The organism is Weizmannia sp. FSL K6-3076, assembly GCF_038007245.1.
Taxonomy (GTDB): Bacteria; Bacillota; Bacilli; order Bacillales; family Bacillaceae_C; genus Weizmannia; species Weizmannia faecalis.
Map to the genome: position 1 here is coordinate 2,443,408 of NZ_JBBOWU010000001.1, position 14,905 is coordinate 2,458,312.

General features: G+C 43.9%; 15 protein-coding genes, 1 other RNA gene and 1 pseudogene. 6 read left to right on the forward strand and 11 right to left on the reverse strand.

Features of this window, described 5'->3' with window-relative positions; all coding sequences use genetic code 11:
* Nucleotides 1-49: 49 nt before the first annotated feature.
* From NSS95_RS11715 to NSS95_RS11730, 4 genes are all read right to left on the reverse strand, one after another.
* Complete coding sequence (locus NSS95_RS11715; RefSeq protein ID WP_340713907.1) at nucleotides 50-1,054, reverse strand: sugar kinase; 1,005 nt, start codon at nucleotides 1,052-1,054, stop codon at nucleotides 50-52.
* Nucleotides 1,047-1,724, reverse strand: a complete 678-nt coding sequence (locus NSS95_RS11720; RefSeq protein WP_014097491.1) for a bifunctional 2-keto-4-hydroxyglutarate aldolase/2-keto-3-deoxy-6-phosphogluconate aldolase — start codon at nucleotides 1,722-1,724, stop codon at nucleotides 1,047-1,049. The genes NSS95_RS11715 and NSS95_RS11720 overlap by 8 nt, the downstream gene beginning before the upstream one ends.
* A gap of 148 nt (nucleotides 1,725-1,872) precedes the next feature.
* The gene (locus NSS95_RS11725; RefSeq protein WP_014097490.1) at nucleotides 1,873-2,643 is read right to left on the reverse strand and encodes an IclR family transcriptional regulator; all 771 of its coding nucleotides are present in this window, start codon (nucleotides 2,641-2,643) and stop codon (nucleotides 1,873-1,875) included.
* A 470-nt stretch (nucleotides 2,644-3,113) separates the two neighbouring features.
* On the reverse strand, nucleotides 3,114-4,634 hold the full coding sequence (locus NSS95_RS11730; protein WP_048339774.1) for an IS5-like element ISBco3 family transposase: 1,521 nt from the start codon (nucleotides 4,632-4,634) through the stop codon (nucleotides 3,114-3,116).
* Between the two features lie 91 nt (nucleotides 4,635-4,725).
* Here NSS95_RS11730 and NSS95_RS11735 point away from each other — a divergent pair.
* Nucleotides 4,726-4,905, forward strand: a pseudogene (locus NSS95_RS11735) (hypothetical protein); the annotation flags it as partial.
* A 229-nt stretch (nucleotides 4,906-5,134) separates the two neighbouring features.
* Here NSS95_RS11735 and NSS95_RS11740 read toward each other — a convergent pair.
* Nucleotides 5,135-5,653 carry a DUF6431 domain-containing protein gene (locus NSS95_RS11740; protein ID WP_225620988.1) on the reverse strand — a complete coding sequence of 173 codons (519 nt, stop codon included), beginning with the start codon at nucleotides 5,651-5,653 and terminating at the stop codon, nucleotides 5,135-5,137.
* A 114-nt stretch (nucleotides 5,654-5,767) separates the two neighbouring features.
* On the opposite strand from NSS95_RS11740, the gene NSS95_RS11745 reads away from it, so the two are divergent.
* The gene (locus tag NSS95_RS11745) at nucleotides 5,768-7,183 is read left to right on the forward strand and encodes an ISLre2-like element ISBco6 family transposase (protein ID WP_114316679.1); all 1,416 of its coding nucleotides are present in this window, start codon (nucleotides 5,768-5,770) and stop codon (nucleotides 7,181-7,183) included.
* 504 nt (nucleotides 7,184-7,687) lie between these two features.
* On the opposite strand, the gene NSS95_RS17000 is transcribed toward NSS95_RS11745, so the two are convergent.
* Entirely contained in the window at nucleotides 7,688-7,816 is a 129-nt protein-coding gene (locus NSS95_RS17000; RefSeq protein ID WP_225620997.1) for a fumarylacetoacetate hydrolase family protein, read from the reverse strand.
* A 660-nt stretch (nucleotides 7,817-8,476) separates the two neighbouring features.
* Between NSS95_RS17000 and NSS95_RS11750 the strand changes: the two genes are divergently transcribed.
* Nucleotides 8,477-9,676, forward strand: a complete 1,200-nt coding sequence (locus tag NSS95_RS11750) for a S53 family peptidase (protein ID WP_014097488.1) — start codon at nucleotides 8,477-8,479, stop codon at nucleotides 9,674-9,676.
* Nucleotides 9,677-9,766: 90 nt separating this feature from the next.
* On the opposite strand, the gene NSS95_RS11755 is transcribed toward NSS95_RS11750, so the two are convergent.
* From NSS95_RS11755 to NSS95_RS11770, 4 genes are all read right to left on the reverse strand, one after another.
* Nucleotides 9,767-9,988 (reverse strand): YdbC family protein, encoded by a 222-nt coding sequence (locus NSS95_RS11755; RefSeq protein WP_014097487.1) that lies wholly within the window; start codon nucleotides 9,986-9,988, stop codon nucleotides 9,767-9,769.
* Nucleotides 9,989-10,098: 110 nt separating this feature from the next.
* Nucleotides 10,099-10,386 (reverse strand): hypothetical protein, encoded by a 288-nt coding sequence (locus NSS95_RS11760; RefSeq protein WP_035184093.1) that lies wholly within the window; start codon nucleotides 10,384-10,386, stop codon nucleotides 10,099-10,101.
* Between the two features lie 70 nt (nucleotides 10,387-10,456).
* Nucleotides 10,457-10,819: a transfer-messenger RNA gene (gene ssrA / locus NSS95_RS11765) on the reverse strand.
* A 345-nt stretch (nucleotides 10,820-11,164) separates the two neighbouring features.
* Nucleotides 11,165-11,515 (reverse strand): hypothetical protein, encoded by a 351-nt coding sequence (locus NSS95_RS11770; RefSeq protein WP_014097486.1) that lies wholly within the window; start codon nucleotides 11,513-11,515, stop codon nucleotides 11,165-11,167.
* A gap of 477 nt (nucleotides 11,516-11,992) precedes the next feature.
* On the opposite strand from NSS95_RS11770, the gene NSS95_RS11775 reads away from it, so the two are divergent.
* The 3 genes from NSS95_RS11775 to NSS95_RS11785 all read left to right on the forward strand — a co-directional run bounded on the left by NSS95_RS11775 (nucleotide 11,993) and on the right by NSS95_RS11785 (nucleotide 14,232).
* Entirely contained in the window at nucleotides 11,993-12,520 is a 528-nt protein-coding gene (locus NSS95_RS11775) for a hypothetical protein (RefSeq protein ID WP_014097485.1), read from the forward strand.
* Between the two features lie 68 nt (nucleotides 12,521-12,588).
* Nucleotides 12,589-13,122 (forward strand): hypothetical protein, encoded by a 534-nt coding sequence (locus tag NSS95_RS11780; protein ID WP_328229368.1) that lies wholly within the window; start codon nucleotides 12,589-12,591, stop codon nucleotides 13,120-13,122.
* Between the two features lie 204 nt (nucleotides 13,123-13,326).
* Complete coding sequence (locus NSS95_RS11785) at nucleotides 13,327-14,232, forward strand: Rpn family recombination-promoting nuclease/putative transposase (protein ID WP_340713908.1); 906 nt, start codon at nucleotides 13,327-13,329, stop codon at nucleotides 14,230-14,232.
* Between the two features lie 193 nt (nucleotides 14,233-14,425).
* On the opposite strand, the gene smpB is transcribed toward NSS95_RS11785, so the two are convergent.
* The gene (gene smpB, locus NSS95_RS11790; protein WP_026684973.1) at nucleotides 14,426-14,890 is read right to left on the reverse strand and encodes an SsrA-binding protein SmpB; all 465 of its coding nucleotides are present in this window, start codon (nucleotides 14,888-14,890) and stop codon (nucleotides 14,426-14,428) included.
* Nucleotides 14,891-14,905: the final 15 nt, after the last annotated feature.

Below are 14,905 nucleotides of genomic sequence, written 5' to 3' on the forward strand. Positions count from 1 at the left end.
CCGCTTTCAAATTTATTCAATAGTTTTTTTGGTTTTTTTGAGCACTTGTTTACCGAACGACTTCCCGGCCGGAAGCGCCTTCCCATGATCGGACTTCGTCTGCTGAAAGCGGCAGCGCATCCCCGTTCACAGAATGTTTCAACACAGAGGTGGCAGTCGCAAATTGTACGGTTTCTTCCGGATCCATCCCGGTTAAGAAGCCGTGGAGCATCCCCGCCGCATAGGCATCCCCGCCGCCGATCCGGTCTACGATCTGCTCCATACGGTAACGCCTGGATTGTATAAAAACACCGCCAGTCCAGAGCATGCCCTGCAATTCATGGCAGGTCGGGGAGATGACGTTCCGGTCTGTCGCATAGAGTGCGCGGAGATTCGGGTACTTGCGGCTGATTTCCCGGTAACATGCTTCCATATTGCCGGGCACAGCCACCGATGCATCAATGCCAAAAAAGTTTCGGGCATCAAGATAGTTGGCACAGCAGTAAGTGAGCATCGGCAAGATCGGGATAATGGCTGCCCTCGCCTCTTCCATCGTCCACATTGCCGGCCGGTAATTGATGTCGTAGCTGACCGGAATGCCGCGATCAAAAGCCGCTTTAACGAGAATTTGCCCATAATATTTCCATGATTCGGACACAGCAAAGGTAATGCCAGTCAGGTGGAAAAGGACCACATCCGCAAAAAGCCGGTCAAAATCCCACTCGCCAATATCCATCTGTGAAAAGCTGGAACTTTCCCTGTCATAGATCACTTTGGAATTGCGCAATGTGCCCCCCTGTTCCAAAAAATAGATGCCGAGCCGGTTGCCGCCCATTAGAAGACGGGAAGTATCAATACCGCTTGCCCGGAGGCTTCTCACTGCAGCCGCTCCCAAAGGGGAATCCGGCACTTTGCTCGCAAACGCAACGTCATGCCCGAAACTGGCAAGCGTTGTGGCAACATTCGCCTCCGCCCCGCCGTAGTTTACATTGAAAGAATGGCTGCAGGATAAAAGATCTCCCGGGGAGGTGGAAAGGCGCAGCAAAATCTCTCCAAGTGTTAAAATTTTAGGCATATTGACCCCTCGATTGCTGATGCACGGCTTCTGTTAGTTGCTGATATTTGTCCACAAACGCTCTTGCTGTCTCGGTCACTTTCGCAAAATCATTGGTTTCGGCAGGTTTCAATAAGCTTCCGCCTACGCCAAGGATTTTACAGCCTGCTTTGATCCAATTTCCCATATTGTCCAGACTGATTCCGCCTGAAGGCATGATTTCAAGTTGCGGCAGCGGAGCTTTTACGTCTTTTACAAATGCCGGCCCGACAATATTGCTCGGGAACAGTTTAATCACTTCTGCCCCTGCCTGCATGGCCGCTTTCATTTCATTTACCGTCATACAGCCCGGGATATAAGGGATTTGATAAAGGTTACAAAAAGCAGCCGTTTCCGGATCAAATGTCGGCGCGACGATGAATTTTGCCCCGGCCATTTGCGCGGTCTGGGCGGTCTGGGCATCCAGTACAGTGCCAGCTCCAACGAGGACATCATCACGGTCTTGGTACAGTTCCGTCAATTTTTTGATGGCAACATCCGCATTCGGAACGGTAAAAGTTAGTTCGATGCTTTTGATCCCGCCGGCAATCAGTGCATCCGTAATACGCAAAGCTTTTTCAACGGAGTCTGCACGCAGCACGGCCACAATTCCATTTTTTTCTAACGCCTGCAAAGTCTGCATTTTTTTCATGGTGCACGCTCCTTTTAATTTCTATATAATAAACTTTATTTATGAATAATAAATTCAATTTCATTTTACAACACACTCTCTCCTATGTAAACCATTTCATGAAAGAGAAAATAAAAAACTTGCCCCGTGTCGGAACAAGTTTTTTCCATTAGCCATTCAATTTGCTTTCAATTTTTTGTCGTGCCTCTAAGATGCTTGTAATCATTTTTTGCTTCTTTTCTTCTGTGATCCGGAACCGCGGGGCACTAACGCTCATCATGCCTTCGATCTTTCCGTTCCGCTTGATAACCACCGCAATACAGTAAATATCTTTTTCATTTTCTTGGTTGTCAATTGCATACCCACGCTGTTTGACTTCCTGGAGATCTTGAATCAGTTTTTCCGGGTCCGTAATCGTGTTTTCAGTCCTTTTTTCAATCGTAATCCGGGACAAATAATCACGCACATCTTTCTCGCTCTGTTCAGCCAAGTACGCTTTTCCCATCGCAGAACAATACAGCGGCAGCGTATGCCCGACCTGCGAGCTTAAAATGATTTGCCCTTTTCCGTTCAGCTTTTTCACGTACACCACATGATCCTGTTCATAAATACCAAGGTGGACGGTTTCGCCAATGGTGTCATTCAGTTCTTCGAGCACCGCTTCCGCCACGTTTACAATATTAAAAGATTTGCGGGCGGTTTCCCCGTAACGGATAAGCGCGGTACCGAGCGTATATTTCTTTGTCTCTTCATCCCGTTTTACAAAATCAATCGAGCAAAGGGTATTTAAAATTTTTAAGACCGTGGATTTGCTCGTATTTAAAGCCGTGCAAATTTCCTGCAGACTCACCGGGTCCACCCGGTATTCCAGATAGTCCAGTATATCTTTCGCACGGATCAACACCGTGCCGTACGGTTTTTTTTCCGTTGTCGTCTCCATCTTTTTATGCTCCCGTCTTTTTGAAGTAGCCAAATAAGAAACTTTGAATACCCTCTTTATAACATAATTTAAAAAGGTTGTAAAACGGGACGTGATGGATTTCCAGAAGAGGAAATGATGGATAAGAATCGTGAAGTTGTCCGAAGTATTGGACAAACGTATGATGCGCATCATATCATTGAGAATAACTTTGATGGCCCTCATGCGTGGTGGAATATGGAATATTCATCTTGCAAAATATCCGAATGAAACCAAGCTGGCATACATGGAAAGGGAGTGCCGTCAGAAAAACTGTTTTCAAGGAGGTAAAAGGTCAAATTGGCTAATTTTGAATTTATGAATAGGTACAAGCATAAAATTTATAATGTAACGGAAAATGATATTTTAATCGCTGAGCAGAGAATGAACCTAAGTTTTCCAAGCGATTTAAAACAATTTTATTTAGGGTTTGCTGAACGAATGAGATTCTGTCAGATACAAGCCAAATTACGGTTAAAAAAATATAAAATAGTGTTGTGTAAAAATTTCAAAAAAAGAACCCTGAGCTTCCGCTCCAGATTCATTATAAGGAATTGAAGGGCTACTACTGTTTCACTGGTCTCCTGAAGGCGTGCTCGAATAAGGCCTAGCCCATACTTGCGCTTGCCTTCGCCAAATTTGCTTTCAACGGCATTACGTTCAGAGGCATCCTGCCTTGCCACGCGTTCTAAGGTTTTGTCTTCCGTTTTGGATGGGCGTCCCAACCTTGGCCCACTCAGACGAATGCCAAGAGATTTGCAGTATGCCAGGTTGTGACGGTTTCGGTAGATTTTATCTGCTAAAATCGCTTCTGGATAAAATCCGAACCGGTTGTAGTAGTTCTCAATAGATTCTCTAAGGGTGATCCCTTCATTGTAATTTTCCCAGTCGAGTTGCTCAATCAAGGCATAGCCATCTACAACGCTAATGGCGACTTTTGAGCCGAATTCCACGTTCGCTTTTGCCTTGCCACGCACAATTGGACGGACATGCGGCTGGGAAATGCTCACAATCCGGTGGTCAATCCGATGTGTTTTCTTTTTGTACATTTCTGCCTGTTGGCGGTAAAGTTCATGAATCACGAGGAGTTGTCGGTATTCATCTTTGCTCAAAAGAGACAGGGAGCTTTGGGAAATGAGATTTCCAATGATCTCCAGATTCCGTTTCACATATCCAAGTTGTTTGCCGACAGCTTTCCGGATTTTCCGGGCTCCAGCTTTGCGTTGCTTAGCGACAGAAAGATAGTCCCTGCGGGCTCTTTTTCTGTAGGTCCTTGGCTTTCGTAATTTTCCTTTGTGCGGTTCATGCAGTACATCAATGATATGCTCCAGTTTCTCACGGGCTTCGTTCAAAAGCCCCAGGTCAGTAGGGTAAGCAATATCAGCCGGTGCACAGGTTGCGTCCAGAATGAGCTTTCCTTTGTTCTTCGTTTTAGGAGAAGCCGATCCAGTTGAATTCTCTTCCGAAGCAGGACCGGAAGGTTGATGATCACCACTACTATGATCGTCATCATCATGGTGATCATCATCGTTGTCATTTTCCTTAGATGCTTCTTCCGATTGGCGTTCTTGTTCTTCCAGAACAATCCATTCATTCAGTTCATTGATGATGTTTGCACCCAAACGTTTTCTAAAACGAGTCATCAGAGAATGATCGAATGGGGCTTTTTCCTGGAATTCAGGCAACCCAATAAAATACTGAAGATACGGGTTTTCCGTGATCTGTTCGACTGTTTCCCGGTCAGATAGCCCAAGCCGTTCTTTGATATAGAGAGCCCCAAGAGCAACTCTGACAGAATAAGCCTTTTCACCTTTGAATTTTTTCTTGAAGGACTTGGCATACTTTTCTTCAGCCTTCCACCAAGGGATTAATTCAGCAAGACGGACCCAGCGATTTTCTTTATTTAATTTTCCACCGAATGGTAGAAAAAAATCTTCTACAAAAGTTAATTGATGTTCGGTCTTTTTGTACATCGTAACGGCCTCCAAGTGCAAGGTTTTTTACGTGTTCCCTATGAAATCCTTGCACTTTATATTCGACAAAAGTGGCCAAAATCCTTGTCAAATCTGGAATTTTTGTTTATTCAGCAAACCCTATTTAGAGGTGGGTTATGGTTTTATTAAAGGTCAAAGTGCTAATGCGATAAATAGGATATTAGGGCCGGGGGCTGTAGCAGATTTCAGATTAAGAGAAGGGATTTTTGAATTCGCCGCGAATTTAGATGTACTTTATGATGAAAACCATCTGTGAAAATTTGCTCAGTTACTCCTGAATACCTGATTCTTGTCGGACAAAGTGAATTATGGGACCGCCTGCGCCTGGCCCGTATTTACCGATTGGCCCAAATTCCGGCATCCAATCCATCCGCCAATAATGGAGAAATGAGTTAAAACCTTTGGGCTGCCATTTCATCTGCTTTCTTGTGATCCATTCATGATAGACTCCTTTCCTATTTATCTACCATGAGTGTAAATCAACCCCCGCCGGACAAGAATGCAGAACGGGTATGTACCCATAAATAAAAATTTACAACGGGTCGGACAACACGCGCCAGCCATCCGGAGGCATTGCCCACCAATCGCCCTAATCTTTGGAGTGCGGTCCCCGAAGTTTCGGGCAAAACTTTCAGGTCGTCCCCATCTTGTTTGGTCTGATGTTTAATGGAAACAAGGCAATGGATCCAGTATTCTACATAAAAATAAAACCAGTCTATCCAACGATAAAGTGTTGATTCATCTGCCGGAATATCATGATTGGAACGATTAGTCAAAACCGTTTCAATACATTCCGATTTATATCTTTTATAAGGCACCAGAAATTCTGGAAGTTCGTGATGAATCTTTCCGCATTGTTCACATTGTAAACGTCTGATATTATAAATATGCTTCTTTCCAGATCTATCAATGGCTTTTCGATCTCTTGTCCCAATAACCTTCATATGTTTACCACAACAAGGGGAAGGTACTTTTTCCGCACCCCTAACCAAAAACACCAAGGTATGTGTAAAATTTTACTCGACGGGGCATATGAGTGGAAAAAAATGGGAAGACGCTCTATCATCTAATTGTACACTTCAAGATGAACATCTAGAGAGAGAGGTCTTCCCATGGATATTATATCAATAATTGCTGGATTATTAAAGGATACAAAGAGTCTTATCGAATTTGAAGAACAGCTTAAACTTCTGATGCAGAAGGCTTTTACACAATGGGTTGGGGAAATATTTGAAGAGTTAGATAAAATAATTAAACAGGAGAAGTTAGAGGAGGGCTGGGTGTACTGCCGGAGTGATAACAGAAACATTCAGTTTCTATTTGGAAGTGTGACCTTTAAACGCTCATTAATGCATGACAAGAGAGGAAATTCCCATTATCCTCTGGATGAATGGTTAGGGCTGGTACCACACCAACGATACAGCCCGTTAGTGGAATTAAAGGTGGCAGAGTTGGCAAGTGAGAACACCTATCGGGAAGTAGCTGATATTTTAAAAGAGTGGACAGCAGTGAGTCTTAGTCACACAACTGTAGGGAACATGGTAAAACACGTAGGGAAAACTCAGGCGGAAGCCGATAAGGCACTTGTAGAAGAGCTAGAAATAGCTGTTTCCCTGCCTGAGGGGAAGAAGGTAGACTACCTGTTTTCTGAAGCAGATGGTGTATTCGTTCGGGGACTAAAAAAGAAACAGAGTATGGAAGTCCACCACGCCATTCTCTATGAGGGATGGCAAACCAATGGTAAAAGGGTCTCCCTGCGTCAGCCCACAGTCATCATGACAACGGAAGCCATCCAGACATTTTGGGATGAAGTCCAAGCCACAGCTGCCAACACCTACTCCCTCGAAAAAACGCATGTCATTACAAACAGTGATGGAGGTGCGGGATACACAGCTGAACGGTTTCAAACAGCTTTCTCACAGTCGGAATTTCCGGTGCTCAACCAGCTGGATACCTACCACGTTGCACAAGCCATCATAAGGACATTTGGGGGCGGAAAGAGCGAGATCAAGGAGCAAATTAGAAAAGCGATTAGAACGCATGACCTGGACCAATTCACGTTATATTTGGATACGCACGAAAGCACCTTGACGGATAAAAAGGCTCTCAAGAAAATCAAGGAATTCCGTTCGTATATCTTGAAAAACTGGGACCGCATTTTTGACTGGAGAGACAGGGTGAAAAACGTGCCGGAAGGTGCGAGAGGCCTAGGAGCGATGGAATCGAATCAAAGGCATATCTCCTTCAGGATGAAAAAAAGGGGCATGCATTGGAGTGAACTTGGCGCAGAAGCCATGGTGAAAATCAAACAAGGCATACTCAATGGGACATTGAGAGAAGCCTATCTGAAACACCGTTCAAGAAGCGAGAGAAAGCAACGGAACTTGAAACAATCCATCAGGATGTCTCAACTACTCAAGCAGCCTGTACGCCCGTCAGTGGGCGTAAAGCACGGATCAGTTGCCCTGCATTCAAGCAGTTCATCGGCAATGGGACATTTAAGCAAAATATTAGAGCTTTCGTTTTAAGCCTGGCTCAGTGGGGACTGATCGTTGAGGCGCGCGAAATTTACGAGACTCCTGCGGGAAAAGCGAGCCAGGAGAGACCCCGCAGCGAGGTACGAGCGAGGAGGCTCGCCGGCCGCCCGCGGAAAGCGAGTGAATTTCGCGCGCCTCAACATCCCCGTTATCCATCTTTATACGGAAATATTACATCTTTTCCGAAAATTACACCGAGCAAGTAAAGCACGGTAGCCGAAAGTGTACAAAAAGAGTGTCTTGGAATACCCGATATTTAAACCTTGTCGAGAAAAACTTGACACATACAACACCAAGTTGAGTATTTTCAATTAGCTTATAATCTGATACAATAACCATAATCGTTATTTTTGGTGGGACATTCCCCGTATAGCTGATGGTACAGTTATACATCATGGGGGATGTCCTTTTCCTTTCTCAAGAATAAATACGAGGACATTATACTCGTCAAATTCCGGACAGGCAATACCGTCAACTTTCGGTTATTTTTGGATGTCAGAAACATCTTCTTCCGTTCTTGCCTATTACAACTGCAATTTCAACTTCATAATCGAGCTTATTAGACTCACATGGGATAGTCATTGGATGCAAATGGCCTGTTTGAGACTTTGCTAATCTATGAATGACAGCCGTGGTTTGCTAAAAAAGTAATCGAGTAGGTCGGCTAATCATTATTTGATTAGCCGGCCTCTCACACCACTTATCCAGACTTCTGGATAACCCCGCCGTGCGTACGGTTCGGTACACGGAGTCTAAAGTTTACGATGGTACAGACAGATAATAATCCAGAAATTCTCTGCTTTTTCATCAACGCAGTGTCCTTTAGATCTTTCTATAAGACACTTCTCTGTTTTTTTCTTCACCCATTTGTTCTTTAAGTAAGCATGGTGTTAACCATAATATATTGATAAAATACGCTTCAATTCCTTGCCGGCAGATTTTAAAAGTTCAATAGCTGTAAGCATTAGGATTCGGTATAGATTTTTACAGATTCGTTGAATGGGAAAAAAGCGCTATCATCAGGCTAATAGACTAGTTACATTTTACTATTTTTTTATTTTTTATGTAAATTCACCATATTTCGTCAATAATTTTATATTTCGCATGCTAAGATTGATTTTACTATTGATGTTGAAACAAGAAAAAAACCGCCGCAACAGGATACGTGGTATTCCCCGCAATCTATGATTCTTCCATCCTTCAACAAAAATAGCAGGTTCAAGCAAGGAGGTGAGGATTTTTTTCTTTTTTGCTGCCATTCTTACAAAATCAGGAGGGATCAAGTTGAAAAAACTGGTAAAAAAACTGGAAATTTGCTTTATTGCCGCATCGATTACGCTATTTGCGGGAACAGCTGCCACAGCCACGACTGCCAGTGCAAAAACAATAGCAGCAGCCGATAGGGTAAAAGGCTGGGTTGCACATCATCCGCTTCATTACAAACACAACTCAAACGGGATTCATCCAAATGCTGTCTCAACTGTTTACTCACCAGCACAAATCAAAAAGGCTTACGGCATTGATCAATTAAGCAAGACAGGTGCCGGCCAGACCATCGCGCTGATCGAAGCGTATGGCAGCCCGACCATTACCAGCGACCTCAACACGTTCGACCAGCAGTTCGGACTTCCAAGCGCCAACATTGAAGTCGCTTATCCAGGCGGCAAACCTAAAAAAGACGAGGGTTGGGCGCTCGAAATAGCCCTTGATGTTGAATGGGCACACGCGCTTGCCCCGAGTGCAAAAATTATGGTAGTTGCTGCTAAATCCGCTTCAATCACTAATTTACTGGCAGCAGAAGATTACGCAACAAGTCATGGAGCAACCGTTGTCTCTAACAGCTGGGGAGGGTCAGAATTTTCAACCGAATCTTCCTATAACAGTCATTTTAATCATACCGGCATTACTTACCTCGCTTCTTCCGGAGATAACGGGAGTGGCAGTTCGTGGCCTGCATCCTCACCGAATGTTGTTGCGGTGGGCGGCACAACTTTAAATTTGACCAGCGCTGGCCAGTACGGTAGTGAATCTGCATGGTCAGGTTCTGGAGGGGCTACCAGCACTTACGAAAGCCGGCCTTCCTATCAATCCGGTTGGACAAGTATCGTCGGCGCAAAACGCGGTATCCCGGATGTATCTTTTGATGCGGATCCGAACACAGGTGTCTATGTCTACTCCAGCACAAAAGACAATGGCCAATCCGGCTGGTTCCAAGTTGGCGGAACAAGCTTTAGTGCACCTGCCTGGGGAGCGCTCATCGCACTGGCAAATGAAGGACGCACGCAATCCTTATCAAGTGCACAAGTCCTTAGCACTGTTTATAATACCGCCGGCACAACCGGAAGCAGCGGCTATACTGCGAATTACCATGATATTCAAACCGGAAGCAACGGTTATGCCGCAGCAGCCGGTTATGATCTCGTCACCGGCATCGGTAGCCCGATTGCAGATAAAATTGTGCCAGCACTTTCATTAACAAAATAAAAATCCTGAGGCTGTCCCGAAAGCAGGATCGGGACAGCCGTACTGAAAAGAAGCCGCCCAAATGACGTTTCAGACTTTTAAGAGCATCCTTTATAATTCCATCTGATTCAGTAAGTCCTTCAGCGCCTTCAGTTCATCCGTATTCAGCGTAATCCCTTTCCCCATTTTCTCATGTTCCGGCGCCCAGTCACGCAGATCAAATTTCGGCGCCTTTCCGTTCCAGCTGACTAAGTTTAGTTCTTTTGTCCATCCTTTTGGAGATTCAGAAATTGTTCCGATTGTTTCTTTGATTTCATATTTAAAATCTGCCATGTCAATGACCACCTTTTCCCATCATAAAAATTTGGAACCTTACTTTAATAGTGCAGGATTCCGGTCTGGAAATCAATACGGTTCTCATCACATTTTTATGTTCAAAAGTATTAATATTGACTTTCAATCCTGCTGACTTGGCTGCCTGGCTGTTTTAACTGCATTGCCGAGCGTTGGGTTCCACCGTATGATTTGCCTGCGTCATTTGCAGGAATTACTGCAATCTTAAGATTAACGTAATTGGCGCCGGAATTTTTTAATAGATTCATAAAACTGGAGAAAGTTTGCTTGTGCAAAACATTGTTGACAACATCTTGCACAAGCGTACCGCCCATTCCCGTACATAAAATGAATGCAAAAAGTTTTCCAAAACGCCTGTTTTCTTCCCTATTCTCCACAAAAAAAAGCCCGCAAACCCAGTCATATCAAGGGTTCACGGACTTTTTATCCCGTTCTTTATTTTTCTTAAAATGGAGACGGTGGGAGTCGAACCCACGTCCAGAAATATCGCCACTCAAGCGTCTACGAGCGTAGCCGATATATTCGCATTTCGCGCAGCCATCTGCCTATCGGCGGGCGTCCGGTGCGCTAGCCTGATTGGTCTCTTCCTTCGTCCCCAGGCGGAGGACAGCCGGCGTATCCCACTGAAGTTGAGACCCTTACCCTACCACGTGGGCGATGGAGGGAGGATCCGCTTAGCGCTTATTAGGCAGCTAAAGCGAGTTTAGTGTTAGATTTGCCAGTTATTTTTAGGCGTTGCGTTGTTACGGGGACGACCCCCCGGCTCGCAACTTGAGCTCGATCTATCCCTGTCGAATCCGTAACGTCCCCGATATAAAAGGGCGCTTCAGATTTTACTTATTACTGGTCTTGCATATCCTATTATAACATGAATTCCGCAAGATGCAATTGATCAATTTTCCCGTACGTGTAAAGTTTTTCTAGTTTTCAAATGAGCTGAATAAGAGATGAAGATTTGTTACGTCATGATCCATTGCAATCTAATATCCCACACCTTTTCTTTCGTTGTCGGTAATCCGCTAGTTAAAAATTCATTCTCGGAGGCTTTTTCAGAAGGTCTTTCTCAATCATTAAAAATCTCGATCGTACGGAAAGAATGGTAGCGGGTCAACAGGCGCACATAAAAACATCCGGCAAATGCGGAGTGCATGTCCTTTAATCTCTCAGCATATTCAAAATATGATTAATTTTAGTATCATGCCTGCCGGTTTTTCCACTTAGAAATTCGATATCGCCTTTTACGCCTTTCAGTTCATTTGAAACAACAGTAAAAACTTTTTTGTGCTCTTCCAGTTTATCATTTGTAAATTTAAAATTGCTTCGTAATTCTAACGTAAGATTGTCAACTTTGGTTTCGATGCGTTCCTGGCCTGCTTTTAAGCCGGAGACATCACTTTCCAATCGATCCTGGCCTGCTTTTAAGCTGGAGACGTCGTTCTTTAAACCGGAGACATCACTTTTTAAATCCTTTAGTTCACTAAGAATTTGCTTCAAAATTTCATCCATCGTCTTTCCCCCTTTGTTGCGGATAGGATAAGTATAACATAGAGGCTATTTTCTTTACTATACCCTATATTTACACTTCACTGATCTATCTTTCGTGTCTTTGGCAAGCGGGATGATTATTTTCTTAAAAAGGAAGAAGCCAAGTGGCAACCAACCTGGCCGTTATGGTCCTGTAGCTTAATTCCGCCGTTTGACGAGGATTAAACCGCTGATGCCACCAATGAAGGGAAATATCATTATAGGAAAAAACTGTGTTGGTAACCCCTTTATCTTTTTGATCGGTTTCATTTCCAATTCTGTTGCCCCTTCAGCATATCGTTCACAGCATTTTTACCGTCCTAGTAGTTGGTCCACTGTACCAATTAGAATACTATGAAAGCATTCTCATATAATGACAATTTAGAAAAAAGACTGTGCCGCGTTTTCCTGACAGTATGATACAGCAGAAAATACATACAATACCTATAGGTGAAAATAATGAATGAAAGAAAACTGTATAAGTCCCCCCTTTCTGCCCTGCTGTGGTCGGCTGCCTTTCCGGGCTTCGGGCAGCTTTACAACGGTGATTATTTTATCGGATTTCTGCTCATGCTTTGTACGGCAGCCATCAATTTCGGTTCGAACCTGAATATGTCGGTTTACGTTGCGTTTAAAGGAAATTTTGGCCTGGCCAGCGAACGATTCCATCCCGAGTGGGGGATTTTTTTCCCTGCCGTTTACTGCTTCTCCCTGTGGCAAGCCTTTAACCAGTCGGTATCCATTAACCGGAGATTGGCATCATTAGGGGTAAAAAAGCCAAAAAAAGCAACACATTTAACCGGTTTCTTTTTCGGCATGTTGGCGGGTTTCAACTTTGGCCTCTTCTGGCATTTCTCTTTTTTCAGGTTGCTCGGATGTTTGCGTGTTCTCGATTTGCCAGTGATTAACGGGCTAGTGATCGGTTCTATTTGTGCCGCCTTGGGCCACTGGATTGAGTCTCTTTGTGATAAACACGATAAAAAGTAGATCCTTTAGCGTTTCGTACATACTCAACAAGAAATAAAAAAGAAATTGAAATAAAGGAAGTATGCTTTTTGGAAAAGCCAACAAATTATAAGTCCCCGGTTGCGGCACTCTTGTGGTCTTTTGCATTGCCTGGATTTGGTCAATTTTATAACGGTGACTATTTGCTCGGTTTTCTTTTTATGGCTTTGGAATTGACCATTAACCATCAGTCCCGTTTGAATTTGGCCATTATTTATGCATTCCAAGAGAACTTTGAAAATGGGCATCATGTGATTAATTATGAATGGGGCATGTTTTATCCATCCGTACTCTGTTTTTGTCTTTGGCAAGCTTTTAACCGGGCAAAAGAAATCAATTGGCATTTAGAACAGAAAGGGGTTTCACCTCCAAAAAACAAAGTCAGTCTCACAGGAGTTCTATTTGGACAAGTAATAGGAATGAATTTTGGCTTTTATTGGCACCATTTTTTCTTTTACGAAAAATTCCGTATGCTGCGCTTTCTTGATATTCCGGTTATGAATGCATTCGTTTTCGGGCTTATCTTTAGTATTATGGGTTATGGAGTCGAAAAATTTTTTTGTTCGTCGAAAAAAAAAGTTTAATTAAAAGACTTGCAAGCAGTGGCACTTTCTTGATTCCGGTAACGGTAAAAAAGCTCGTCCTGCAGGGTAGTCTGAAGTTTTGAAAGCATGGGAGGCAAACAATGCAAAAGCCGGTTTTGTTTATAAAAAAAGATAAGCCGGTATTGAAAAACGAACGTTTGTCCTTTATAATAAAACTGAAAAATAAGAAAAGGAGTGCTGCCATTGGAACTGGTAATGGAAAAACATGCCGGTTATCACGTGCATGATCGTTTTTTTAAGGAGCTGATCCAAAACTTTTTTCAGGAGTTTATGGAGGCGTTTTTCCCGGATCTTTCAGCGGATCTCGACTACCGCCGGGTGCGGTTTTTGTCGCAGGAACAGTTTACGGACTTTCCGGGCGGTGAGCAAAAACGGGTTGATATCCTTGCCGAAACGAAGGTAAAAGGGAAAGACACGGTGATTCTCATCCATGTAGAGCCGCAGTCGTATTACGAGAAATCTTTTCCTGAACGCATGTTTCGTTATTACATGATGATCAGTCTGCGGCACCGGAAACCGGTATTGCCGATTGCCGTGTTCAGTTATGAGGAGAAAACAGAAACCCCTGATACGTACACCTTTGCGTTCCACAACATTGAAATTCTTCGTTTTCACTATTTATCCATTCATCTGATGAAACAAAATTGGAGAAATTATATCCGGAGCAACAACCCTGTTGCCGCGGCATTATTAAGCAAAATGGGGTATACAGAAAAAGAACGGGTGCAGGTCAAACTGGAGTTTCTGCGGATGCTGGCCCGGATGGAACTCGACCCTGCAAAAATGAGGCTGTTACACGGTTTCTTTGATTATTATTTAAAATTGAACGAAAAAGAGGAGGCGGAAGTAATGGAAAACATTAAAATGCTGGATCCGGACGAAGCAGAGCAAGTATTGAAATTGCCGAATTCTTACTTTGACCGCGGGTATAAGAAGGGAAGAGAAGAAGAGAGAAAAGAAATGTTACAAACGATTCCAATTGCCATCAAAATGTTGCTGGCGGGTATGGAGCTTCAATTAATTGTAGAAAAAACAGGCCTGACCCAGACAGAAGTGGAAAAAATAAAACAGCAACTGGAGCATTCATAAGATGGAAGTCAGACTGCCTAGGATGGAAAAGAAGTTGTCTTAGACTTGCCGAATGCAACAGTTGAAACAACGGCAAGGCAGAAGCCGGCAGACCCCTCTCCCCCAATTGAAAAAGCCATTTCTTAAGGGAAGCGCGCAATCTTCAATCCGGCGCTTTCCCTTTTTTTCACTCAGAGAGCCGTCATCCTGTTTTCTAGTGCTGGCGTGCTTTAAAGGCGCGTTCAATCTCGCGGGCGGCTTCTTTCCTCTTCAGGGATTCGCGCTTGTCATAATTCTTTTTCCCGCGGGCCAGGCCGATGAGCACTTTTGCATACCCATTTTTAATATAAATTTTGAGCGGGATTAAAGCATAACCTTTCTCTTTTGTCATACCGGCCAGCCGGTCAATTTCTTTCTTGTGCAGCAAAATTTTCCGCGGGCGGAGCGGGTCATGATTGTACCGGTTTCCCTGCTCGTACGGGCTGATATGCATCCCGTAGACAAAGACTTCCCCATTTTCCACACGGGCAAACGAATCGCGCAAATTTACGCGGCCGGCCCGGATCGATTTGATTTCTGTCCCCTGCAGGACAATGCCTGCTTCATATGTTTCTTCGATAAAATAATCGTGGCTTGCTTTCTTATTTTGCGCCAGCACTTTCCCTTCGCCTTTTGGCATTTCGTTTCCCCTCCG

Excerpts from the sequence above, each read along its gene's own strand:
- smpB (WP_026684973.1), bottom strand. The coding sequence starts at position 14,890 with ATGCCAAAAGGCGAAGGGAAAGTGCTGGCGCAAAATAAGAAAGCAAGC.
- NSS95_RS11715 (WP_340713907.1), bottom strand. The coding sequence starts at position 1,054 with ATGCCTAAAATTTTAACACTTGGAGAGATTTTGCTGCGCCTTTCCACC.
- NSS95_RS11730 (WP_048339774.1), bottom strand. The coding sequence starts at position 4,634 with ATGTACAAAAAGACCGAACATCAATTAACTTTTGTAGAAGATTTTTTT.
- NSS95_RS11770 (WP_014097486.1), bottom strand. The coding sequence starts at position 11,515 with ATGGATGAAATTTTGAAGCAAATTCTTAGTGAACTAAAGGATTTAAAA.
- NSS95_RS11755 (WP_014097487.1), bottom strand. The coding sequence starts at position 9,988 with ATGGCAGATTTTAAATATGAAATCAAAGAAACAATCGGAACAATTTCT.
- NSS95_RS11745 (WP_114316679.1), top strand. The coding sequence starts at position 5,768 with ATGGATATTATATCAATAATTGCTGGATTATTAAAGGATACAAAGAGT.
- NSS95_RS11720 (WP_014097491.1), bottom strand. The coding sequence starts at position 1,724 with ATGAAAAAAATGCAGACTTTGCAGGCGTTAGAAAAAAATGGAATTGTG.
- NSS95_RS11775 (WP_014097485.1), top strand. The coding sequence starts at position 11,993 with ATGAATGAAAGAAAACTGTATAAGTCCCCCCTTTCTGCCCTGCTGTGG.
- NSS95_RS11725 (WP_014097490.1), bottom strand. The coding sequence starts at position 2,643 with ATGGAGACGACAACGGAAAAAAAACCGTACGGCACGGTGTTGATCCGT.